Below are 23,908 nucleotides of genomic sequence, written 5' to 3'. Positions count from 1 at the left end.
GGAGAGGGTAGGTATGCAGCTTTACACAAGAACTGGTGATAAAGGTCAGACGAGTTTAATCGGTGGAAGAGTAGATAAAGATGATATTCGTGTCGAAGCATATGGTACATTAGATGAAGTCAATTCATTCGTTGGACAAGCCATTTCTGAACTTCATGATGAGCGTTTTACAGATTTGTTAGAGGATCTTGAGACGATTCAGCATGAGCTCTTTGATTGCGGAGGTGATCTATCCAACGTTTCTAAAAATAAAACGATCAAGCTTCAGTCCCAATCCGTCCAGGCGTTGGAAGAGAAGATTGATCGCTTCACTAAGGAAGCGCCCCCTCTGGAAAAATTCATTTTACCAGGTGGTGTGAAAGCCTCTTCAAGTATTCATATTGCGAGAACGGTTACAAGAAGAGCAGAGAGAATCATGGTTTCGCTTTCAAAAACGGACGAGGACTTTCCCATTGTGACATTGCAGTATATCAATCGATTATCCGACTACTTTTTTGCCTTAGCACGTGTGATCAATTTTCGTTGTAATGTAAAAGATGTTGAATATATTCGCAGCGCAAACGTATTTTCAACAGGTAAAGTTCAGAAAAAAAATGAATAGTAATCTAAGGACTCTTTTAATACTTTCCTTGTTTATGGCTTTTTCTGCGATCGGTGGAATGGTAAAGATACCTGCTGTAATTGGGACCATTGCTTTAGATAGTATGCCTGCACTATTAATTGCATCCCTTTACAATCGGAGATGGGGTGCAATCGTTGCAGGGGGAGGACACTTGCTATCAAGCTTATACGTTGGATTCCCGCTGGGACCGCTTCATGTTCTCATTGCTATTGAAATGGCCTTCTTCGTATGGATATTTGGATATGTGTTTTCGAAGGGTAAACGTGTACTTGCAGCCATCCTGTTTCTTATAGGAAACGGGGTACTGGCAGGGATTCCATTTATATTTATCCTGAGTCCTTCTTTTTATTACACCATTGTTCCATCCTTATTATTGGCCAGTTTCATTAATTTGACGATTGCCCACTTCCTGTACCCTCCTCTTGTTTCAAGAATTAGAAGGGGAGAAATCGCATGATTCAACATCGGGATGTTATATCCATATCGATCTCAGATGAAGAAGAGCTGATCCTGGCATCAGATTGCAGCGGAGGGATTGGAAGCAAAAAAGGGGATGCGGTCATTGCTGAACCGGAGACTGTGGGGTATTACTGCTTTCGTGTAGCAGCGATGGAATGCTTATCCGTGGGAGCAACCCTAAAAGCTGTTCAAGTATTGAACTTTACGAGTAATTCTGCATGGGAGAGTTATTATAGTGGTGTCAAGAAAGGTTTGAGTGAATTAAACATAGAGGATATTCCCATAACGGGAAGCTCTGAATCGAATATCGTTCTACATCAATCTGCTCTTGGAGTTACTTGTATTGGGATGAGAAAAAAAGAGAGACCTTTTACCTCTTGTCATAACCTTGCTCATGCCCTTATCGGAACGCCATTAGTAGGAAATGAAGTAATCACAAATGTTGCGTCTGTTGCCCCTCTATCCCTGTTCATGGACTGTATACACCACCCTTCCATCATAGATATTCTGCCAGTGGGCTCCAAAGGCGTTTTTCATGAACTTTCTCTCTTATTGGGGAAGCCTTTAAAAAGAGAGGGTGTTACCTCTATTCAAGACTTGTATAAATCTAGCGGACCTTCTACTTCATTTATCATTTCTTACAAGAAAGAGGATGAACATGATGTACGAGAACTTACCGGGAGGCATTTTCATTCACTACATTTATCATGCTAGGAACAAATAAATACTTTTTAGGATATTTATGATAAAATATACTTTCAAATGGTATGGAGAAATATGTTAGTTTATCCAGCATTCTGCGATTGTCAATTGTATTTGGATAGAGTACTATTTCATACTATCATCAGTAATTCATGAATGTCATAAAAGTAGGTGAAGAAATGGATTCACGATTAGATCGCAAGAGTAGAAAGAAAAAACGAGGAAGAAAAGTGATATTGGTATTATTATTACTTATCTTTAGCTTGCTCGGTTATGCTGCTTATCAATTTTATAGTGGATATAAAATGGCTGGAAACGACCAGCTTCAAGGAGATTATAAATTTAACGGAGTCAAAGATGAAAACGGTAAGGTTAATGTTTTGTTATTAGGAGTCGATAGCAGGGGCGAGGAAAAATCAAGAACCGACACGATGATGCTCGCACAGATTGATCCAAAAACAAATGAAACCAAACTTGTTTCCTTTATGAGAGATATCTATGTTGAAATACCCGGATATAAAAACTACAAGCTGAATACAGCTTTTTATTTAGGTGGACCCGAATTACTCAGGAAAACCATCAAACACAATTTTGACATTGATATACAATATTTTATGGTGGTCGACTTTAAGGGGTTTGAACAATCCGTTGATATACTTGCTCCTGAAGGTATTGAAATGGATGTTGAAAAGGCGATGTCAGAAAACATCGGTGTTTCCCTCCAGCCGGGTGTCCAAAATTTAAATGGGAAAGAATTATTAGGATATGCCAGGTTCCGTGCTGATGCAGAGGGGGACTTTGGAAGGGTTGAAAGACAGCAAAAAGTCATTAACGCTCTTAAAGATGAGGTACTCTCAATAGGCGGCGTCACAAAACTTCCGAAAATGGCAGGATCCATTCAACCCTATATTAAGACGAATATGAGTAAGCTAGATCAGATTTCCATCGCAAAGGATATCTTGTTGAGTAACACGAGTGATATGGATAAGCTCACCATTCCAGTTGAAGGTAGTTATGGTTTTGGAAGCTATAGCGGTGTAGGATCAGTACTTGAAATCGATTTTGAAGAAAACACCAAAGCACTAAAAGACTTCCTAAATGGAAAAAGCTCGGATGAAGCTGCAACTGAATGAATTCGTAAAGCCCGTTAAGCTGGTAAATGGCTTAACGGGTTTTTTTGTACAAATGGAAGAAAGAATACGTTCCTAACAGTCTTCATCATAAAAAATATTGATGCCAATTCAAGTGGAGGCAGAATTTGAAATTCTGATTATACGCTCTCTGAGCCAATATATGGCCTTTAGAAGGAATCTGACTAACATAAATGGTGATGATAACGCTTCCACTAGCTATTTCGGCCAATTCCTTACTACTTCCTATATTGCCCTTGATATCATTTACCAGCATGTTACGATAATAAACGTTGTGAACAAAACACACGCCAACAAAGGTTTTTAGAGACATGAACCAGGAAATTTAACAACAAACAATCCTTTATATTAATACTAAATTTAAAAATGAATGCACGATTAAAAACCAAACAGAAAATATACGAACAGGAGTGGATATGATTGTTAAAACATAAAACGATTGCTTTTTTAGGTGCAGGAAATATGGCTGAAGCTATGATTTCAGGAACTGTACAAAGTGGAAAAATCCCATCCGGACAAATTATTGTTTCAAATCGAAGCAATCAAGGAAGACTTCAGGAAATGAAAGCCAAATACGATATAACAGCTTTAACAAAAGATGATCTACCCTTTAATGAAATAGATATTCTTATTCTGGCGATGAAACCGAAGGATATTGATAAAGCATTAGATTCCATTAATCACTTAGTAAGGAACGATACGGTGATTATGTCAGTGCTTGCAGGAATCACCACTTCTCATATGGAAGAGCAACTACCAGCAGGGCAGCCTGTTATCCGGGTCATGCCAAATACGTCAAGTATGTTGAAAGAATCTGCTACAGCCATAAGTGCAGGGCGTTTTACTTCTAGAGAAGACATGGAGAATGCAGAAGAATTATTATCAAGCATCGGAGAAGTTTTCGTTATCGAAGAAAGCCAAATGGACATTTTCACTGGAATTGCCGGTAGTGGTCCAGCATACTTCTATTATTTAATGGAACACATTGAAAAGACGGGTGCTGAAGCAGGATTAGACCCTAAATTAGCTCGTAAAATCGGAGCTCAAACCATTTTCGGCGCAGCTAAAATGATGCTTGAGCGAGAAGAATCACCAACTCAACTTAGAGAAAATGTAACATCCCCAAATGGTACTACAGCTGCAGGACTTGATGCATTAGCAGAGTTCGGCGGAGGTAAGGCTATCTCAGAAGCTGTCAAGGGAGCAGAAAAACGTTCGAAAGAAATCAGCTCATCCTTACAGTCCAAACAATTAGTAACTAGCTAAAACAAACATCGACTATTAAACACCCCATATAAACATTACCAACCAAACAAGAAATACAAGTCCGTCCCTACACACATAAAGAGGGGCGAGGGACGGACCTTTTTACTAGGAGTGATTGAATGTCCCAAAATAATCAGAAGAAACGTATCGTAATTAAGATTGGAAGTAGTTCATTAACAAGCTTGCATGGAGAAATGAGTCGCAGGAAGCTGGAGCGACTTGTTGATGAAGTTGTTCGATTAAAGGATGACGGTCATGAAGTATTGCTTGTTTCATCAGGAGCCGTCGCTGCGGGCTATCGTAAATTAGGATGCTTAACACGCCCAAGCTCTCTTCCCGAGAAGCAGGCAGCAGCAGCTATTGGCCAAGGACTATTGATTGAAGCGTATTCTGATCTGTTAATCTCCAACGGATACGTGGCTTCTCAAATTCTGATCACTCGTAGTGATTTTTCTGATGAAGACCGATACAACAATGCAAGAAACACAATCAATGTTCTTCTTGAACGAGGGATTATTCCGATTGTAAATGAAAATGATACCGTAACGATCGACCGATTGAAATTTGGAGATAATGATACACTATCTGCTAAAGTTGCGGCATTAGTGGATGCTGATCAACTCATCATTCTATCTGACATTGATGGATTATATGATTCTGATCCACGCAAAAATCCAGATGCTGAACTGTTAGAAAGCGTAACGGAAATTACTGAAGATATCGAAGACATGGCAGGAGAGCCTGGAAGTTCTGTAGGAACAGGTGGAATGAGATCCAAAATCGATGCATTTAAGATCACAATGGCTTCTGGAATTCCTGCGTTTCTAGGTAAATCAGGCAACTCAAATGTTATTTACGATGCTGTCCAACATACTGCTAAAGGAACGTACTTTGAATCTGCAGAAGATTCCGTAAACCTTGATTCCAAAAAGCAGTGGATTGCGTTCAACTCAGGTCCCGAAGGTGAAATCACCATCGACTCAGATGCGAAAGAACGTATTCTGGAACAAAAAGAAAGTTTAACAATTGATGATATTTATACTGTAAAAGGCCGATTTAATAAAGGTGCAGTCGTGCGAATCCTTGATAATCGAAATGAAGAAATTGGTTTGGGAATGGTAAATTTCCGTTCAGGACAACTGAAAAATCCTACAGACATCAAAGCGGATCAAATCGCAGTCGAAATTGACCAACTAGTATGTCATGTCGATTTACCCATTCCAGTAGGAGTATAAAAGAAGGAGTTTGTCTCCTTCTTCCCCTGCACAATCCGGTCGAATTCTTTTTCAAAAAAACAGGAGGTATTTGATGACTTTAACTATAGAAAAAACGGATGTAAAAAAACAAGCGATACTAGCAAAGAAAGCTTCTAAAACATTAAGTATGCTGACTACCGACCAAAAAAATAAAGCCCTTCATATCCTTGCCGATCATTTAGAGGAGAATTACGAATCTATACTAAAACAAAATGAAAAAGACCTTGAAAGAGGGAAAGAAAAGGGCTTCGAAGCTGCATTTATGGATCGTTTATCACTTTCTAAAGAACGTGTTGAAGATTTCGCAAGTGGTCTCCGTCAAGTAGCTGACTTGGAAGATCCCACTGGAAAAGTGGTATCCGATTGGACTCTTGAAAATCAACTGCAAGTTCAAAAAGTAACGGTTCCACTTGGTGTCATTGGAATGATTTATGAAGCACGTCCTAATGTAACGGTTGATGCAACCGGATTAGCACTAAAATCCGGCAATGCCATTGTCCTGAAAGGTGGGTCAAATGCCATTACCTCGAACAAAGCAATTGTGGACGTCATGCATGAAGCACTTGAGAAAACGGATATTCCTAAAGATGCAGTACAATTCATTAATACAACCGATCGAGATGCAACAAGTGAGTTATTCACGATGAAAGAGCATATTGATGTGCTGATTCCCCGCGGTGGAGGTGCATTAATCAATGCTGTCGTTAATAATGCAACTGTACCTGTCCTTGAGACTGGCGTAGGAAACTGTCATATCTATATTGACAAAGAAGCTCAAGTGGATAAAGCATTAAACATCATCATCAATGCAAAAACAGACCGTCCAGCGGTATGTAATGCAGCTGAAACCGTCATCCTGCATGAAGACTGGTTTAAAGAAAATAAGGGTGCATTTGTAGAAAAGCTTAAAGAACACAATGTATCTATTCACGGAGATGAAAAAGTAGTCGAAGCGATTGAAGATGCGAAGCTTGCTGGAGAAGAAGATTGGGCAAATGAATATCTAAGTCTGGATATTGCCGTGAAGATTGTACCTTCTTTGGATGAAGCAGTCGATCACATCGAACAATATGGTACAAAGCATTCAGAAGCCATTGTCACGGAAAACACAGAAACAGCGAAGAAATTCATGATGCTCGTGGATGCAGCCGCTCTCTATCATAATGCTTCCACTCGTTTCACTGATGGAGGAGCGTTAGGATTTGGTGCTGAAATTGGAATCTCTACACAGAAACTTCATGCTAGAGGACCAATGGGGCTACCAGCTTTAACAACCGTTAAGTATATGATGCATGGAACCGGACAAATTCGATAATAAACATGCAAAACGCTTGAGGAAATGTTCTCAAGCGTTTTTTCTCTTTTATCAGGGGAAGAAATCTTATCAGAACCCGGAGCTTGTCTCCTCCAATATAAACTCATTCAATCCCCGTATCGTGTGGACTTCTTGCTGATAACAGATTTTTAATAGTTCTTCGAAGATTTCGGCGGTCATGATCGCATCATTTAGAGCATGATGACGGGTCCGTGAGTCGATGTCAAATTTCTTTACAAGGGCGTCCAGGTAACAATCGTCCCGTTCCAGTAATCCATTTGCAAGTGAAAAGGAGTCAACATATTCCGGATTAAATGATGGTAGCTGCCACTTGTAAATGCGTTTCTGAAGAAAATTTATGTCAAAACTAGCAGGATGGGCAACAAGGATGGTACCTTTGCTGAACTCTAAAAATCGCTGCAACCCAATCGGCAGTGTAACTCCGTTTAAAAAATCTTTTCTTCTTAGACCAGTAAATCGTTTCGTATCCCTTGACACCGTTTGAAGGGGATTTATGACCTGATAGAACGTGTCATTTCGCTGGACTTTACCTTCCTTGACCTTTACGGCTCCGATTGAGATGATTTCATCTCCCACCTCCGGAAAAAAGCCCGTTGTCTCAAGGTCGAAAATGGTAAAGTCACAATCGAATAAATGCTTTTGTTGAAGCGTGGGTTTTTCCTCTTCAAACTCTTTTAGGGCACGAGATAATTTATGGTAGGAAAGCTTTTCTTTTTCCCGTTTCACTTGAAAGCGAAAGAAAAATTGCTGCCATAAATAATATTTCAGAATGCGGTAACCCACATTAATTCCAATATCATTCATTAAACCACCCGGTTCCTATTAAAACTAATTTCCATCACTTGTTGAAGTCGATTAGCAATTTGGATGGATTCTTTTAATTTCTGACGATCATCTTTTGAAAGAGTACGTACATCAATATCGTTACTTAATGTCTTTCCTTCTTTAAGTTCAAGAAGGTTTTGCTTAGTACGCAGAGTGAGAAGGATATGCATAGCTGTTTTAACATTTTCTGCATCCCTGGGATGAAACGCCTGCATATTTTTCAATGCGTGAACACGTTTAATTGTATTGACTTCCTTGATTCCGTACTTTACAGAATGTATACGTATCATATTGACGATCTGCAAAAGACCTGACTTCTTAATATTAAATAAATGATTTCTGGGTTTCAGGTTCACGCGTCCCAAAGGACCGACAGGAAGCTTGAAGCGAAGGGCATCTTTTCTTAATAGTTGCTGCATATTAAGAGATCGTTTCGATTTTTCCGCTAAATAATTTCGGATTTCTTCAGCGATGGAGTAATCACCGTAAATCGGACGAAAATCATAAAACATTGTAATGTTTTGGACTTCCTGTGCATCTATTTCGTAAAGCCATTCATCAATCGCTTTTTTCCAATCGGTATAGGAACGTTTCCATTTTTGTTCCTTCGCCATGATCCCGCCAGTACATTCAGGAAAACCGCATGCTGCCAGCTTTAAATTGAGTTTTTCAGTAAATGCCTGGAAATACAAATCAACCTTCTTGAGATCGGATAAGTGATTATAATCATCGAGTATGATTCCATTATCCTGATCCGTATGAAAGCCTTGCTCACTCCTGCCTTGACTGCCCATGACGATAAAACAATAATTGATAGGCGCAGATCCGAATCCTTCCTTACGCATTTCTTTTTCAGTTAATTGAATGATTTTTCGGTGCAGGCGATCATTATAGTTTGAGATCACTTCGCAAATATCGTAGCCAAAACTATCCTGAAGGAGTAGATCTTGAATGAACTGTTGAAAAGTCTTACTTTTCACAGTTGCCAGTTCTACCAGTTCGTCGTTCGTAATGGCTTTTTGGATTTTATACGAAAGATCCAAATAATTTGAATCCTGAATATTGAGAAATGAAGTACTGGTCAGAACTCCCACAACTTCATCGTTGCGGATAATTGGGACAAAGTCGACTTCTTCATGCTTGAAATAAGAAAGGGCTTCATAGGCAAAGGATTCATCACGAATCCAAAACGGTTTTTTCTTCATCCAATCTTTTACTGATTCACTGATACTTGGGTTTGTAATATAAGACAGGATTTCTCGTTGGGTGAGAATGCCTTGCATTTTCTTCTCTTGGTCTACTACCACTAAACCATATGTATCTTCTTCTTTCATCTTTCTTGCTGCGTCCAAAACAGTGGCATTGCCGTCAATGAAAGTGGGGCGATCCATTAGCGTATGGACTTTGGTACGAAACAGGCTGATATTTTCGTCGTCGGTATCAGTGGCAGACTTCGCTTTTATTTCATCGTACAAAGTTTTCATGCGATTTCCGATACTTTCAAAGATGATTTTTGAAAAGTCATTGTTCTTGGTCATAACCTCCAAGAGCCGGGCCTTCTGAATACGGAAGACGGTGCAATTCTCTATTGCCTGTACGGAAAAGGTCATTTCACCGCTCGTGAGCATAATCATGATCCCGATCAAGTCCCCAGGATAATAGAATCGGAGGGAATACTGCTTGCCACTTGATCGATGCAGAACGTTTTTCGCAAGTCCCGAGACAAGGAAATATATATCCAGTTCTTCTACTGTTTCATCTTCATGAAAAAGGAATTCACCTTTTTTGAAGGTAGTGTATTTAGAACCGGAAATAATGTAATCTAACTGTTCTGTGGTTAGAACATCAAAGGGATAGTGATCTCGTATAATGTGTAATAGTTCCTGCTGGTTCATCGAATACCTCCCATTCTCATTAGTTCCATAGTACTTTACCATAGAATTCCCTATTTTGAAAACGATAAAACAGGCTCGATACTTACATAAAACACCCAGATGCTATAGCTTTATATGTTTATAGTTCTTGGTTATTCTTGCTGAACGAATGGGAAAAGAAAATGGTGTCCCGTCCTTACAGGAACAAAGGGGACTTACTTATTAGTGACAATTAATTCAGCAGCTTCCATTAAGTTAGTAAACATGTAATCGGCGTTATATAGAGGGGAGGGCCCGTCTGCAAGTAAGATAGTAGTGCATCCCGCTTTGCGGCCAGCTTCAATATCTACATCGCGATCACCTACCATATATGATCGGGCAGTATCTAAATCGTACTTTTTGGCTAAGTCCAAAATCATCCCAGCTTCAGGCTTTCTGCATTCACAACCCTCGTGTGGCTTGTGAGTACAACAAGAAACTTCTTGAATGAATCCACCAGCCTTTTCAATTTCCTTCACCATATAATCGTGTATGGAATCAAGTTGTTCATGAGAGAGATATCCTAACCCAACTCCACCCTGGTTGGTGACGACGAAAATCAGAAAGTTGGAGTCAGTCAATAATTTAATCGCTTCAAGAACTCCCTGCAGGAAATAAAATTGATCTGATGTATTAACAAATGTCACTCTCTCGGTTTTTACCTCATTGATTACTCCATCACGATCGAGAAAAACAGCTTTTTTCATCAGCAAACCTCCTCATTCGATCTTTTTCTCTAAAATATCCTTATTGTGTGTCGCTTTTTGCGGTTTCCGAGGAAATAATGACAGAGTATTCTGTCATTTATGGAAAGCAATGAACGTATACTTATCAATGAAATCTTACCACAGATTCTTTACAAAAATAAATAAGGGGAGTAGGACTTATCCTACAGATAAACAAACAGGAATAGGGACGGACCTTTGAAAGGTCCGTCCCTATCTATTATAGTTTTTGAATAAAAGCGACTTTAAGGTAATCACTCTGTTTGTATTGACTGAGGGTTTTAAAGTCTTCTGGCAGAGTGTACTCTTCAAGTATTTTGTATTTACCATTGGTTTCTTTAAAGGCTGCTTCAATAAAGCTTTTGAATTTTTTCATATTAAATGTACTGCAATTAGTGGATGCCACAATGGTACCGTTTTTTTCAGTAATGGCAATCGCTTCCTTTAACAAATCTTTATAATCCTTTGCAGCACTGAATGTATGTTTCTTTGAGCGGGCAAAGCTTGGTGGATCAAGAATCACAAGATCAAAGGAGAGTTCTTTTTTTACGGCATATTTAAAGTACTTAAAGACATCTTCCACAATGATGTTTTGTGCTTCATAATCAATCCCGTTTATACTGAATTGTTCAATCGTTTTGCTTAGACTGCGATTAGCAAGGTCTACACTGGTGGTCAGAGATGCACCACCGAGTGCAGCGAAAACAGAAAATGCTCCTGTGTAAGAGAACGTATTTAATACCCGTTTTCCTTCAGAATAAGAGTCGCGAATTCGTTTGCGCACTTCACGTTGATCAAGGAAAACCCCTACCATGGCCCCGTCATTTAAATAGATGGCAAATTGAACGCCATTTTCTTTGACGAGAAGGGGGAATGAAGGACGGTTTCCTTCAACGAAATCATCTTCATCCACATATTTCCCTTCCTGTGCAAACCGCTTTTTTTGATAAATCCCTTTGAAATCCGTTAATTCTCTTAACGATTGCATAACCTCTTCGTGGAATGAATAGGCTCCTTTTGAATACCATTGAACGAGATAGTATCCATCAAAGTAGTCAATGGTGATGCCCCCGAAACCATCTCCTTCACCATTAAATACCCGAAATGCTGTAGTATCTTCACTATAGAAGAAGTGAAGTCGTTGATTGATTGCAGCTTGAAGTTTTTTAAAGATAAAGTCTTTATCAATTTCTTCTTTTTCTTTCCAGCTCAGAAGCCAGCCGATCCCTTTGTTCTGAATTCCGAAGTAGCCTTTTGCAATAAAGGTATTCTTATTGTCAACAAGCTTAAAAATTTCTCCGTCTTCTACATGCTCAATTGATGATGTCACATTTTCTTTATTTATGAGGGGAAAACCTTTCTGGAATTGTTGTATGTATTTAGGGTTTGCTTTAATGATTCTTTCTTTTGTCATTCTACTCATCCTAACCTTGAGGTTTAGTCTTGTGTAGTATAGAACGTAAAGGAATTTTACGCAACTGCACAGAAAAAAACTTCCGTATCAGAATAGAAACTCTATTTGAGTACGGAAGTGAAAATTTCCCTTATTTACTCCATAGGTAATCTCCAACAAGACGGTCTACTTTAATCGTTTCATGTAAGCCGCTATGAGAAATAGATGGATCATAAACGATCTTGGATTGAAAATGACTTTCTTCAAATAGTGATTGACTGCCCATAGCACTTTGAACATTTACCACATCATCACCTGATCCTGCGATGGATAATACATGTATATATGAAGGGATTAAATGGCGATTCATAAATAAATCTTTCAATGCCCGTGATTCTGGTTTTAAGTCAATAACAGCTGCGCCTGTATTAATCTGGTCATAAGATTCCTTGGTAACGCCAAGGAAAGGTGTAGCAATCGTAATAAATTTATGGGTCTTCGGAACAAATGAGTTATCCCTTGTATTTAGAATATATTTAGTTGAAGCAAGCCCACCCATGGAGTGTCCTACGATATTTACGTTTGAAACGTCAAATTGGTGGTACAAGAGCTTCATTGCATTCTCTAACCAAATTGCTTGCTTCTCTAATGATGCACGGTTATCTTCAAAGATGACTTGAACGAGAGGAGGTGAAGTGGGATTTGTGGAAAGAGATCCTTTATACACTACACTGCCATTCTCAGATACATAAATCTCCAACGTTTTTTGACCCCAGCCATGCTGGTTTTCAAATCGTTCTAACATCGTTCTGAAAGAATTGTATGTACCTTTGTACCCGTGTACAAAGACGGTAGGATATTTTTCTTCAGCTGTTAAAGGCTTTTCACTGGATTGTACATTTGTAGTGCGAAATATGATATATAAAGTGAAGAAAGTGAAGATTATGCCACTCCACAAAAACGAATGTTTATGATTGATTGACAAGGAAACCGCTCCTTTAAAAAGGTATACTTCTATTGTAAAGTATTCGTGAAGTATTGAATATGTTAAAAAAGAAATTTATTTGTCATATTATATGTAACTTTTACCAATAATGCGGCAGTATTTAAATGTGTACGTCCTAATGTCGTATGTGGAAGTCGAAATTGTATGATGACATTAAAAAAAGGCTTAAATGAAGCATTTAAGCCTTAACCTTATTCTCCCTTGGAAATCAAAATTTTAAACCCAATCACCAGCTTTGAAAATAGGTTCGATCGTCCCGTCTTCCTTTTGGCCGTCGATATCTAACTGATCCGATCCTATCATGAAATCTACATGTATCATGCTTTCGTTAAAACCTACTTCCCGTAACTGTTCAGCCGTCATACTATTACCATCTTCTACACAGACGGATAAGGCTCTCCCCAGCGCTATATGACAAGAAGCATTTTCATCAAAAAGTGTGTTATTGAAGACAATGTTTGTATTAGAAATAGGGGAGTTGTGGGGAACTAATGCCACTTCTCCTAAATAGGAAGACCCTTCATCTGTTTGTAGTAGATTTTTTAAGGTTTCATACCCTTCCTCGGCTGTGAAATCTACGACTTTTCCCTCTTTAAACGTTAGTGAAAAGTTCTTAATTAACGTACCGCTATAGTTAAGTGGCTTCGTGCTTGAAACTACCCCGTTCACACCATGTTTAACCGGAATTGTAAACACTTCTTCCGTTGGTAGATTAGGAACAAAGGGAATTCCCTGATCATTTGTGAACTGGGCACTGATCCATTTCGTTTGAGGATGGAATTCAATTGTAAGATCTGTTCCAGGTCCTTTATAATGAAGCTTTTTATAATTGTTTTGGTTTAAACGGTCGGCGTTCTTATTGAGGTTACTAATATGTGTTTCCCATAAGGCAACTGTATTCTCTTTATCTGTTCTTGTTGTATAAAAAATGTTTTCCCATAGTTTATCAATTGCTTCTTCTTGAGAAAGTTCCGGGAAAACGGTATGAGCCCATTCGACTGTAGGGAACGCAGCTATTAACCAGCTTATTTTCCCCCCGCCTATATATGCAGAAAAATCTTTCATGGCTTCCGCTGATGTTCTATTTAATATAGCAACCCTTTTAGCATTTGTATCTCTTAATAGGAAAGGATTTGGTGCTGCCAAATTCAGGAGAGCCACATTATTTTCTGCCATCTCGATATATCCTTTTGCTTTCCAATCAGGAAACACTCTCAATCCTTCCTCAGAAGAATTCTCTAAGCGGATTTTCTTTAACTCTTCATCGTAGAAGTCCGTTAATACATTTAAAACCCCGGCTTCATATGCCTTCTCAGTAACAAGGCGAACAAACTTGTACGCTGTAACAGGTGCGGAGATCAATAGTTCCTGATCCTTTTGCAGGTTTAGTCCTACCTGTACGATTAAATCTGCATATCTCTCTAATTTTTTTTCAAATGCATGATTCATCTGAAATCCCCCTTAATATGTATTCAATACTAACTATATCTCTTTATTCAGAAAATTTCATTGATAATGTTTATGAAGTACTTAATGAAGAGATGGAATTGAGTTGACTAGGTCCTGAGGAAGTACGGGCGTGCCGAGACCATTGAAGCGAAACTGAGTAGGCTCGGCCGAACGCTAGCTGCCAGTTGGGCAGTTCCCCCCACCATCCAGCACACGCTAATTGACAGGGCCTTGCAGAGCGTATGTTAAAAAGCAACAATCTTTTGCAAAAAAAGCGAAATAAAAATAGAAAAAGGACTGGCCCGGATTAGGCTAGTCCTGTATTATTTTATAGTTTACTAGAGAATGGCGGGAACTCTTCTTCATTGCCATTGATTACGACAATACCGGAGAGTGCCATAGCAGTCAGGCTGGTGATTAGTAATAACTTTTTCAACTTTTTCATCATTTCACCTCCTATAAAGTTAACATTTCTTCATAAATGACATTCGCTTCATTTAGATGAAATGCTGCATGTTTATATTTTCTAATCCCCTGGTAATACTGACCAAGGAATTTAGAATACTCAGCATATAATAGATGGGAGCCGCTCTTTTTAAAAAAGGGCAGTGTATACTCCTTCATAAACGTTTCAAAACCTTGTGGGAAATCATTTAAAGCAAACTGATAATAAGATAATTGATAGAATTTATCCGGGTACTTTTGTTTAGAGCAAAGATGTAATCCTTTAGGTAACCAGAAACGCACCTCTGAAAATTGGTTTTTTTTATAATATTCTTTGACCAGAGAGAGAATGGAGTATAACTTTCCTTCTTCGTCTGAATCTTTCAATTCAATGCTTCGCAAATAATGCTGAATGGCTTCTTCACTCTTATTCATAAATGATTTCAAATACCCTAGGTTCTGCTCCACCTTGGAATTTAATGACGTATAGTTTATGGAATGTGAAATGAAATTGGCCCACTCATAATGCTTCATTGCTTCTTCACTATAACGTATACGCCGATAGCAAATCCCTAAAATCAAATGTACCTCAGCGCATCTTTTCTGGTAGTAGACGCCCTGGAAAATGGAAAGTGCCTTCTCTCCATAAAAGATTGCTAAACGGTACGTGCCTAAGCGGGTCAAGACTAAGCTGAATAAATAATATAAATCTGCCCGTTCCTCTTCATTAATCACATTACCAAGTACATAGTAGGTTTCAGCTTCTTTCAGTTCTCCTTGGGCTTTATCGTACTCTTCAATCAAATAATAGTAATTCCCTTTGTATTTGTGATAATAGAATTTAAGCGTATCTGAGAGTTCTTTATAATTGGCTTGGATCTGTATCATATGCTCAAAAGCTTTCTGAAGGCTCCCTTTAATTAAATGGACACGGAAGCAAAGGATCTTATGGAATAAATGAGGAGTGAGGTCATCCGATTGTTCAAGTTCCTTCTTAATGACCTTATTGATGGACTCAGCTTCCTCTGTTTTATTCCACAGCAATGCATGGTTCCAGTTTTCTAGAAGCTTGTTCAAATGGTTTGGGTTATCAAGCAGATTATTTACACCTAATCGCTCACAGAGCAGATTAATTATGTCATTTGACGGAGAAACTTGATTGTTTTCCAGTTTGGAAAGATATGATACGGAAATAATCCCTTTTGATAAATCTTCTTGTGTTAAATTCCGTTTAAGTCTGTGAAAGCGGATTTTAGAACCGATTGTCATATGATCCTTCTCCTCTGACTGGGCTTTAATAACTCATTACTTTCATGTAAATGAGCTATTAAAATAGTAACATATTAAAAGGATGAATGTTTTGAATATTCCTATAATTATATTTTTTATGGGTATTTTGTATGGTGTTTCATTCCTGATTCTGATATTGAGGGAACATGCAGAATGAAATGTGAGAAACTTTTCCTCTTTCCAGTGGGGTGAGGCAGATATTGGGGTGGAGTGGAAGGGGAGGAGACCCTTCCACCATTTTTCCTATTCTTTGTGATTCAGTTGTTTACCGTGATGTGGATGTGGATGCCATCTCATCATGTAGTCATTTTCTTTCAATTTTTGATACTTAGCTTCCATCATTTTAAGTACGTTGTCTCCCTGTTCTTTTGAGAAGACGCCATATTCTACATATTTGTTCACAAGTTCTTTTTTGGTTGAATACATTTGTTCATGCAACTTGGCAAGCTCCGTTTTTTGTTCTTCAGTAAGGTTTACCTTAGGCGTTTGTGGCTCACCTTCTGCTGCTGCAAATGTACCGACAGTAAGACTAATCATGAAGACAGCTAAAATAGATGTGACCATTTTTTTCATATTATTCACTCCTTTCCAATGTTTCTCTCATATTCTTTGCCGAATACTCGCAGAATATGTAGGAATAGACGAATATGAAGGGTACATGATAGGGTAAAGATAATTAGGTATAGGAAAGGTGGCTGAAAAATGATTAAACAATTTTTGTCCAGTATAGGGATAGGACATGTAAAAGTGGATACAATTGTGCACAAAACTGAAATTTCTCCTGGGGATTCGATTGAAGGGGAAGTCGTTTTAGTCGGGGGAATGGCCGATCAGCCTATTAATGAAATTCAGTTATTGCTTTTAGAGAAATATGAGGAGGATAAAAAAGATAGTGATTTTTCCTATCATGAAAAAGATTTGGACACGATTATCCTAGATAAGATCGGTACAATCCGTGCGGGTGAAGAAAAGAGAATCTCTTTTATATTTCCTACATCTTCCGATCATCCCAAAACATCGGATTCCAACAAAACCATATTAAGAACCACAGTAGACATACCCCAAGCGGTAGATCCCACAGATGAAGATAGCATATACGTCGTATAACCTTAAGGCAGATTCTATTATTGAATCTGTCTTTTTATTTAGTTCTAAGACCGAATAAGAGTAAATGTTCTCATTGAAATCCATAAAAACCCAATGTAAAATGTAGTAAGCGTATACATTCTAAAAATTCAGATATTTGAATGTATACAACTTATAATAAAAAGGAGGAATTTGATGGGTGGAATATGGTTGGCGGTAATAGGAGGGCTTGTTTTTTTAGTTGGGTATAAATATTATTCCAAGCTTATTGCTGAGCGGGTGTACCGTCTGGATCCCAATTATGTGACGCCGGCACACCAATATAAAGATGGTGTCGATTTCGTCCCAACGAATAAGTTTGTTCTGTGGGGTCACCATTTTACTTCTGTAGCGGGGGCGGCTCCGATTGTAGGACCTGCAATCGCCGTTTACTGGGGATGGCTTCCAGCATTTCTTTGGGTCATATTAGGAACAGTATTTGCAGCCGGGGTGCATGATTTTGGAACGTTGGTTCTTTCAGTTCGAAATAAAGGACAATCCGTCGGTTCATTAGCCAATAAGTTAATAGGGAAAAGAGCAAAAGTACTTTTTCTATTTATTATTTTAATTCTTGTGTTGATGGTGAACGCAGTTTTTGCCTGGGTAATTGCAAATCTGTTCATTACTTTCCCTGCTAGTGTCATTTCGGTGTTCATTCAGATTCCATTAGCAGTTTGGATTGGGTATTCGGTTTATAAGCGAAATGGCAGCATGTTGCTACCTTCAATCGTAGCACTGGCAGTCATGTATGCATCAGCTGTCATTGCCAGCCGGGTTGGATTTTTGCAAATAGATTTAGTTCGTTATTTCGGTGGTCAAGAGGCCACATCATTGTTTGGCTTGAGTTCAACAAGCATGGCTTTCCTGGTGTGGATCGTCATTCTGATGATTTATGTCTACATAGCTTCAACTCTACCTGTTTGGAAGCTATTGCAGCCACGTGATTATATCAACTCCCATCAATTAATTGTTGGTTTAGGATTGTTATATCTTGGCCTCCTGTTTACAAATCCTGAAATTACAGCACCAATGACGAACGGAGCTGCAGATGTTTCCTGGTTCCCGTTACTATTTATCACAATTGCCTGCGGTGCGATTTCCGGGTTTCACGGCCTGGTTTCTTCTGGTACATCGTCAAAACAGTTGGACAAAGAAACGGATGCACGCTTTGTAGGATATTTAGGTGCTGTTGGGGAGGGGGCACTGGCATTGATTGCGATCATTGCATGTATAACATTTTTCCCGAACGTGGAAGAATTCCAAGCCACTTACAGCGGTTTTGCTGCAGCAAGTGGTGCCGGTTTGGGTGTCTTCATTCAAGGAGCCGGACAACTTGCTACAGGTGTTGGAATTCCGGCGGATATCGCAGCTACGATTGTTTCAGTGATCATTGTGAGCTTCGCAGCAACAACATTGGACTCCTCTGTTCGACTGATGCGTTATATCATTGCCGAGTTGGGAGAAGAGTACAACGTAAATCCTTTAACAAATGCTCATGTTGCAACGACGATTGCCGTCGTTTCAAGTGCAGCCTTAACTTTATTACCTCAAGGCCCTAAAGGATTCGGGTCAGGTGGATACCTGCTATGGCCGCTTTTTGGTACTTCGAATCAATTGCTTGCAGGAATCAGTTTACTTCTCATTACCATCTGGCTAAAGCGTCAAGGAAGGAATTATATAGCTACCTTAATTCCAATGGTATTCCTTATGTTCATGACCTTATGGGCGATGATTAACCAAGTCGTATTTGAATGGTCAGGTGTCGGTGAATCAGAAGGGAATATGCTGCTCTTTATCTTTGGAAGTATCATTCTGATTTTCACCTTGTGGATCCTTATTACTGCTGCATCTTCACTGTCTAAAAAGGGAGATGACCCTTCACAGTTCTCTGCTTAGTTATAAGATAAGGGTGACTCGTGCTCGAGTCCCCTTTTTCTACATCCTTTTGAAGGAGGGATTATGTATGGTAGAAGTCCTAATGATTCGCTCAGAGCTTGAAGTAGGCATGGGGTGATGTGGTGGAGTAAGTGGTGACAGGTTCATCACAATGAAACATGATTTCTCTCATCATCATCACGAAAGAAGTTCCCTTGGAAAACTTTATTGTGAAACAAGTGAAAAATATCGGGAGGCCGTGTCCATTCTATACTGCGACCCTAGAAATCTCTTGGCCATCATCTATTATTTGGTGAGGCAGGTGAGAAGAAAGCATATACCTCTATATAAAGCTTTTTTTTACCTTCTCTTCTCAATTAAAAGACAAGCTATTTTCATTAATGGTCATTATCTACAAGATAATCTAAATTATCATGCCACATTACAGAGACATCTTTAAGGAGGGGAGCACGAATGGATTCGTCTATGAAAGAAAAGTTCAAAAGAATCATACAGCTTTACGATGACATGATTCGCCTTCCTCATAAAACGGAAATTGCAAGGGAATTAAGAGATGAGGATGATTTATTCTTATTATTGCTCTATTCAGATATGCTAGGCCTGCCGAATCCCGTTTTTTATTACACATTGGAACTTTATCCGTATATAATAGAGAAATTTCATGATTGGCATTTAAGAATGGGAATGGAGCACTCACCCTTGGATGGCATCAGATGTTGTTGAAGTAAAGTGAGGGGGATATGTACATGAATGAATTACAACACCAGAAAATTCTTTTTGTAGGAGGAAAAGGAGGAGTAGGAAAATCAACATCTGCCTCTGCTTTAGCCGTAATGTTTGCGAATATGGGGAAGAAGACGTTAATCATTTCAACGGATCCTGCTCATAATTTAGGTGATATCTTCCATCAAGAGATCATGGAATATAAAACGCCATTACTTGAAAATCTATGGGGAATAGAAATAAACCCACACATCGAAACACAGCGATATATCAACGGAGTGAAACGGAATTTAAAGGGAATGGTTAAATCAAAAATGGTGAATGAGGTACACCGTCAAATTGATATGGCTGCCTCGGCACCCGGGGCAGAAGAAGCTGCATTATTTGATCGGATGGTTTCCATCATTCTCGAAGAAGGAAATGAGTTCGATAAAATCATCTTTGACACAGCCCCTACAGGCCACACAATCCGACTATTATCCCTTCCCGAATTGATGGGAGTATGGATGGACGGGATGCTTGAAAGGCGAAAGAAAACAAATAAGAATTATTCACAACTATTAAATGATGGGGAGCCGGTCGAAGATCCCATTTATGATGTGCTGCAAAGGCGTCGTGAAAAGTTCTCAAAAGTACGGGGGATTCTTCTGGATCAAAAAAGAACAGGATTCATTTTCGTACTCATTCCCGAAAGGCTCCCGATACTTGAAACTGAGAAGGCCATTGAAATGATGTCCAATTACGGATTGAATATAGGGGGACTGATCATAAATAAGATCCTGCCCATTCAGGCGGATGGAGAGTTCTTGGAAAAAAGGAAAGAGCAGGAAAAGCTATATTTAAAGATGATGATGGAGAAGTTTACAAACCAAACGTTATATCGGATTCCACTACTAGAAGAAGATATCTGTTCAATCCGGCATCTTGAAAATTTTGTAGACCATCTACAAAAAGAAGTTTTTTTAGGTGAACGAAGCATTTAGCATACATATGAACTCTTCAACCAATGACCGTTAGGCTATTTCCTCTAACGGTCATTTTTATTTTTCAGAAGGGATAAATCATTTTTTGTCGAAAGAGTGTAATGAAAACATTGGAATAAGGGAGTGATACCCATGAGGAATAGTGACATGAAGCATTTACCGGGAATTCTCCCGTTGAAGAAAAGAGAAGAAACACAGAATCGTTGGCTATTTCACCGACTTAATACCCTTTTACCTTCGTTAATGAAAAAACATAATCTAGATATGTGGATTATTGCGGGCAGGGAGTATAATGAAGATCCTGTCCTGAAGACGCTTTATCCATCATCAATAGACAGTTCAAGAAGATTGACGATCCTGGTGTTCTTCCTCGACGGAAATCAACAGGTAAAAAGATGGGTACTGCACCCCAATCCGAACTTTGAGCCGTTTTATGAACGGGTATGGAATCCCGAAGATTGTGATCAATGGGAGTGCCTCAAACGACTAGTAGAAGATCATGACCCTGATACAATTGCGTTAAACTATTCCACTACCTTTGCCGCAGGGGATGGTTTAAGTCATTCGTTTTACCAACATTTGGGGATGTTACTAGATGAGTACACTCATAAATTTGTATCTGCCCAACACATCATAGTTGATTGGCTATCAATGAGGACATCGAAAGAACTCATCGCCTATCCTTCAATAGCGGAGCTGGCGCGGCAAATAGCAGCAGAAGCTTTATCGGGAGCGGTGATTCATCCAGGTATCACAACGACTGAAGATGTAGTCGATTGGATAAGGCAACGCGTCTTGGATTTAGGAATGGAAACGTCATTTTACCCTACGGTCGATTTACAAAGAAAAGGTGCTGATATGGATCGATTAGAGGGGGAAATCATACGATGTGGAGACATTGTCCATTTGGATTTTGGTATTCGTTATCTTGGTTTAGCGACAGACACTCAGCAGCTTGCTTACGTTCTCTATCCAGGCGAAGAAGACGCTCCTGAAGGAATTCAATCAGCGTTACAGTCAGCCTTAAGGTTTGAGGATATTGTATCAGAAGAAATGAGAGTGGGTAGAACAGGAAACGAAGTGTTTCAGCGGGTAATGAAAAAGGCAAGCGATGAGGGGATTGAGGCGATGCTTTATTCTCACCCCTTAGGAAACCACTGTCATGAAGCAGGGGCCATAATGGGATTATATGATCAACAAAGAGATATCCCGATAAAAGGCGACCTGCCACTAACAGCAAATACCTGCTATGCTATGGAGTTCAACATCAAGCAATACATTCCTGAATGGAATCAGATTGTGCCGATCTATCTGGAGGAACCTGTCGCTATTATTCAAAATCGAGTCGAATACATGGCAAAAAGGCAAGTGTCCTTTTATCTTATATAATGAAGGGAATGGATGATAGGTTATTGACTAAGGAGCTTGAGTACAGTGAGAATCGTACTCAAGTTCTTTTTTCATTGTGGCTGCATGGCCTGTCATTCCGAAACGATCATAATAATTTCTACAATCATCCATTCCCTTTAATAAAATTGTTGATTATTCCTTGACTTTATACCTAACGGGGTATATTATTGTAATTGTAGCAAGAAACAATAAGCCAACAGGAGGTGTCTTTATGGAATACAATTCACAAGTTCAGAATCGAATTAAACGTGTTGAAGGGCAGCTCCGTGGAATCGTAAGAATGATGGAGCAAGGGGAAGATTGTAAAGACGTTATTACACAACTTTCCGCAGCAAAAACAGCTCTTGACCGTTCCGTAGGCTTAATTGTCAGTATGAATCTTGTTGAATGCGTAAGAGATTCACAAGAGACTGGTGAAAATACGGAAGACCTTGTAAAAGAAGCTGTGAATTTATTAGTTAAGAGTCGATAAAGAAAAGAGTTGACATCTTTTTTTATATCATATAATATACCCTTGTGGGTATTAGAAACAATCATTCTTAGGAGGAATTATTAATGAACGCAGATAAAGTACTAGATGCTAAAGGATTAGCTTGTCCAATGCCGATTGTGAAAACAAGAAAGGCAATAAAAGAAATTGAATCTGGTCAAATTTTAGAGGTTCAAACAACGGATAAAGGAGCTAAAAGTGACCTGACAGCCTGGGCTAAATCTACAGGACATGAATTGCTCGATTCAAATGAAGAAAATGATGTATTTACATTCTGGATTAAAAAAGTTTAAATTTTTTTAAGGGGATCAACACCCCTTACAGTAAATAGGAGGAGATACAATGACTGAAAGAAAAACAACCAATATTATTCTCTTTAGTGGAGATTACGATAAAGCGATGGCTGCATATATCATTGCGAACGGGGCTGCAGCTTATGATCATGACGTAACCATTTTCCATACATTCTGGGGACTGAATGCTTTAAGAAAAGAAGAGATGGTGCCTGTGAAAAAAGGATTTATGGAGAAAATGTTTGGGGGGATGATGCCTCGTGGCGCAGATAAACTAGGATTATCAAACATGAATTTCATGGGCATGGGCCCTAAAATGATCAAAGGTGTTATGAAGAAGCATAATGCTATGCCTTTACCTGATTTAATTGATATGGCAAGGGAACAAGAAATCAAATTGGTTGCGTGTACCATGACAATGGATTTATTAGGATTACACAAAGACGAATTATTAGAGGAAATCGAGTATGCTGGAGTAGCTGCGTATTTAGCGGATGCTGAAAATGGTAACGTGAACCTATTCATCTAATTTTTTTTGCAATGAAATATACCCTATAAGGTAATTGGAGGTTTTATATATGAACACGATTGAATCAAATTTCGTATTGGATGCAAAGGGATTAGCTTGTCCAATGCCGATTGTAAAAACAAAAAAGGCCATGAATAACCTGGAAGCTGGCCAAGTGATTGAAGTTCAGGCAACAGACAAAGGATCAAAGGCCGATCTTCAAGCGTGGGCAAAAAGTTCCGGGCACGATTATCTCGGAACCATTGAAGAAGGAGATGTTCTGAAACATTTTGTCCGCAAATCAAGCGGGGAAGAGACTGTAGAGCGTAAACATGAGTCAGTAACAGATAATGAAACATTGTCTACTAAACTAGGCGATGAAAATATCGTCGTACTGGATGTCCGTGAAAAGGCCGAATATGCATTCAAACATATTCCAGGCTCGATTTCAATGCCACTGGGAGAACTGGAAACCCGAGTGGATGAACTTAATAAAGACAAGGATATTTATGTAGTATGCCGTACAGGAAACAGAAGCGACATGGCGGCGCAACTATTAGCTGAAAAAGGTTTTCTTAATGTAATCAATGTAGTTCCAGGTATGAGCGATTGGACTGGAGACGTTGAATCGAACGTGAAGTAA

At 39.0% G+C, this 23,908-nt stretch carries 24 protein-coding genes; 16 read left to right on the top strand and 8 right to left on the bottom strand.

Annotation, left to right across the window (positions count from 1 at the left end):
- Window positions 1–13 precede the first annotated feature (13 nt).
- The 7 genes from AAEM60_RS12675 (at window position 14) to AAEM60_RS12645 (ending at window position 6,771) form a co-directional block, all read left to right on the top strand.
- Complete coding sequence (locus AAEM60_RS12675) at window positions 14–601, top strand: cob(I)yrinic acid a,c-diamide adenosyltransferase (RefSeq protein ID WP_299737372.1); 588 nt, start codon at window positions 14–16, stop codon at window positions 599–601.
- Window positions 594–1,079, top strand: coding sequence for an ECF transporter S component (locus AAEM60_RS12670; protein WP_341356453.1), 486 nt, complete (start codon window positions 594–596; stop codon window positions 1,077–1,079). Before AAEM60_RS12675 ends, AAEM60_RS12670 begins: the two co-directional genes overlap by 8 nt.
- Window positions 1,076–1,795, top strand: a complete 720-nt coding sequence (locus AAEM60_RS12665; RefSeq protein ID WP_299737368.1) for an ATP-binding protein — start codon at window positions 1,076–1,078, stop codon at window positions 1,793–1,795. Before AAEM60_RS12670 ends, AAEM60_RS12665 begins: the two co-directional genes overlap by 4 nt.
- A gap of 167 nt (window positions 1,796–1,962) precedes the next feature.
- Window positions 1,963–2,916, top strand: coding sequence for an LCP family protein (locus AAEM60_RS12660; protein ID WP_341356452.1), 954 nt, complete (start codon window positions 1,963–1,965; stop codon window positions 2,914–2,916).
- A gap of 438 nt (window positions 2,917–3,354) precedes the next feature.
- Entirely contained in the window at window positions 3,355–4,200 is an 846-nt protein-coding gene (gene proC / locus AAEM60_RS12655) for a pyrroline-5-carboxylate reductase (RefSeq protein ID WP_299737363.1), read from the top strand.
- A gap of 119 nt (window positions 4,201–4,319) precedes the next feature.
- The gene (gene proB / locus AAEM60_RS12650; RefSeq protein ID WP_299737361.1) at window positions 4,320–5,435 is read left to right on the top strand and encodes a glutamate 5-kinase; all 1,116 of its coding nucleotides are present in this window, start codon (window positions 4,320–4,322) and stop codon (window positions 5,433–5,435) included.
- A gap of 73 nt (window positions 5,436–5,508) precedes the next feature.
- Window positions 5,509–6,771, top strand: coding sequence for a glutamate-5-semialdehyde dehydrogenase (locus AAEM60_RS12645; RefSeq protein WP_299737360.1), 1,263 nt, complete (start codon window positions 5,509–5,511; stop codon window positions 6,769–6,771).
- A gap of 69 nt (window positions 6,772–6,840) precedes the next feature.
- Here AAEM60_RS12645 and AAEM60_RS12640 read toward each other — a convergent pair whose 3' ends face one another.
- The 8 genes from AAEM60_RS12640 to AAEM60_RS12605 all read right to left on the bottom strand — a co-directional run bounded on the left by AAEM60_RS12640 (window position 6,841) and on the right by AAEM60_RS12605 (window position 16,410).
- Entirely contained in the window at window positions 6,841–7,596 is a 756-nt protein-coding gene (locus tag AAEM60_RS12640; protein ID WP_299737359.1) for a 3'-5' exonuclease, read from the bottom strand.
- Window positions 7,596–9,512, bottom strand: coding sequence for a DUF294 nucleotidyltransferase-like domain-containing protein (locus AAEM60_RS12635; RefSeq protein ID WP_299737358.1), 1,917 nt, complete (start codon window positions 9,510–9,512; stop codon window positions 7,596–7,598). The genes AAEM60_RS12640 and AAEM60_RS12635 overlap by 1 nt, the downstream gene beginning before the upstream one ends.
- Window positions 9,513–9,706: 194 nt before the next feature.
- Complete coding sequence (locus tag AAEM60_RS12630; protein ID WP_299737356.1) at window positions 9,707–10,237, bottom strand: HAD family hydrolase; 531 nt, start codon at window positions 10,235–10,237, stop codon at window positions 9,707–9,709.
- Window positions 10,238–10,475: 238 nt separating this feature from the next.
- Window positions 10,476–11,669: a class I SAM-dependent rRNA methyltransferase gene (locus AAEM60_RS12625; protein ID WP_341356451.1), complete on the bottom strand. Its 1,194-nt coding sequence runs from the start codon at window positions 11,667–11,669 to the stop codon at window positions 10,476–10,478.
- Between the two features lie 130 nt (window positions 11,670–11,799).
- Entirely contained in the window at window positions 11,800–12,633 is an 834-nt protein-coding gene (locus AAEM60_RS12620; RefSeq protein ID WP_299737353.1) for an alpha/beta hydrolase, read from the bottom strand.
- Window positions 12,634–12,870: 237 nt separating this feature from the next.
- A complete protein-coding gene (locus AAEM60_RS12615) occupies window positions 12,871–14,103 on the bottom strand; it encodes an aminopeptidase (protein ID WP_341356450.1) in 1,233 nt (410 codons plus the stop codon).
- Between the two features lie 456 nt (window positions 14,104–14,559).
- Window positions 14,560–15,816, bottom strand: a complete 1,257-nt coding sequence (locus AAEM60_RS12610) for a helix-turn-helix transcriptional regulator (protein ID WP_299737349.1) — start codon at window positions 15,814–15,816, stop codon at window positions 14,560–14,562.
- Between the two features lie 264 nt (window positions 15,817–16,080).
- Complete coding sequence (locus AAEM60_RS12605) at window positions 16,081–16,410, bottom strand: YckD family protein (RefSeq protein WP_299737347.1); 330 nt, start codon at window positions 16,408–16,410, stop codon at window positions 16,081–16,083.
- Window positions 16,411–16,539: 129 nt separating this feature from the next.
- Here AAEM60_RS12605 and AAEM60_RS12600 point away from each other — a divergent pair, with 129 nt between their 5' ends.
- The 9 genes from AAEM60_RS12600 (at window position 16,540) to AAEM60_RS12560 (ending at window position 23,908) form a co-directional block, all read left to right on the top strand.
- Window positions 16,540–16,944, top strand: coding sequence for a sporulation protein (locus AAEM60_RS12600; RefSeq protein ID WP_299737344.1), 405 nt, complete (start codon window positions 16,540–16,542; stop codon window positions 16,942–16,944).
- A 174-nt stretch (window positions 16,945–17,118) separates the two neighbouring features.
- The gene (locus AAEM60_RS12595) at window positions 17,119–18,858 is read left to right on the top strand and encodes a carbon starvation protein A (RefSeq protein ID WP_299737342.1); all 1,740 of its coding nucleotides are present in this window, start codon (window positions 17,119–17,121) and stop codon (window positions 18,856–18,858) included.
- A gap of 465 nt (window positions 18,859–19,323) precedes the next feature.
- Entirely contained in the window at window positions 19,324–19,581 is a 258-nt protein-coding gene (locus AAEM60_RS12590; protein ID WP_299739558.1) for a cory-CC-star protein, read from the top strand.
- Window positions 19,582–19,604: 23 nt separating this feature from the next.
- Window positions 19,605–20,564, top strand: coding sequence for an ArsA family ATPase (locus AAEM60_RS12585; RefSeq protein WP_299737340.1), 960 nt, complete (start codon window positions 19,605–19,607; stop codon window positions 20,562–20,564).
- A gap of 132 nt (window positions 20,565–20,696) precedes the next feature.
- Window positions 20,697–21,953 (top strand): M24 family metallopeptidase, encoded by a 1,257-nt coding sequence (locus tag AAEM60_RS12580; protein ID WP_341356449.1) that lies wholly within the window; start codon window positions 20,697–20,699, stop codon window positions 21,951–21,953.
- A 232-nt stretch (window positions 21,954–22,185) separates the two neighbouring features.
- On the top strand, window positions 22,186–22,446 hold the full coding sequence (locus tag AAEM60_RS12575) for a metal-sensitive transcriptional regulator (protein ID WP_299737336.1): 261 nt from the start codon (window positions 22,186–22,188) through the stop codon (window positions 22,444–22,446).
- Between the two features lie 83 nt (window positions 22,447–22,529).
- A complete protein-coding gene (locus AAEM60_RS12570; protein ID WP_341356448.1) occupies window positions 22,530–22,757 on the top strand; it encodes a sulfurtransferase TusA family protein in 228 nt (75 codons plus the stop codon).
- 49 nt (window positions 22,758–22,806) lie between these two features.
- Window positions 22,807–23,286, top strand: a complete 480-nt coding sequence (locus tag AAEM60_RS12565; RefSeq protein WP_341356447.1) for a DsrE/DsrF/DrsH-like family protein — start codon at window positions 22,807–22,809, stop codon at window positions 23,284–23,286.
- Window positions 23,287–23,335: 49 nt separating this feature from the next.
- The gene (locus AAEM60_RS12560; RefSeq protein ID WP_341356446.1) at window positions 23,336–23,908 is read left to right on the top strand and encodes a sulfurtransferase TusA family protein; all 573 of its coding nucleotides are present in this window, start codon (window positions 23,336–23,338) and stop codon (window positions 23,906–23,908) included.

This window comes from Rossellomorea sp. y25, assembly GCF_038049935.1.
Classification (GTDB): Bacteria; Bacillota; Bacilli; order Bacillales; family Bacillaceae_B; genus Rossellomorea.
This window is presented reverse-complemented; position numbering and strand designations above follow the sequence as displayed.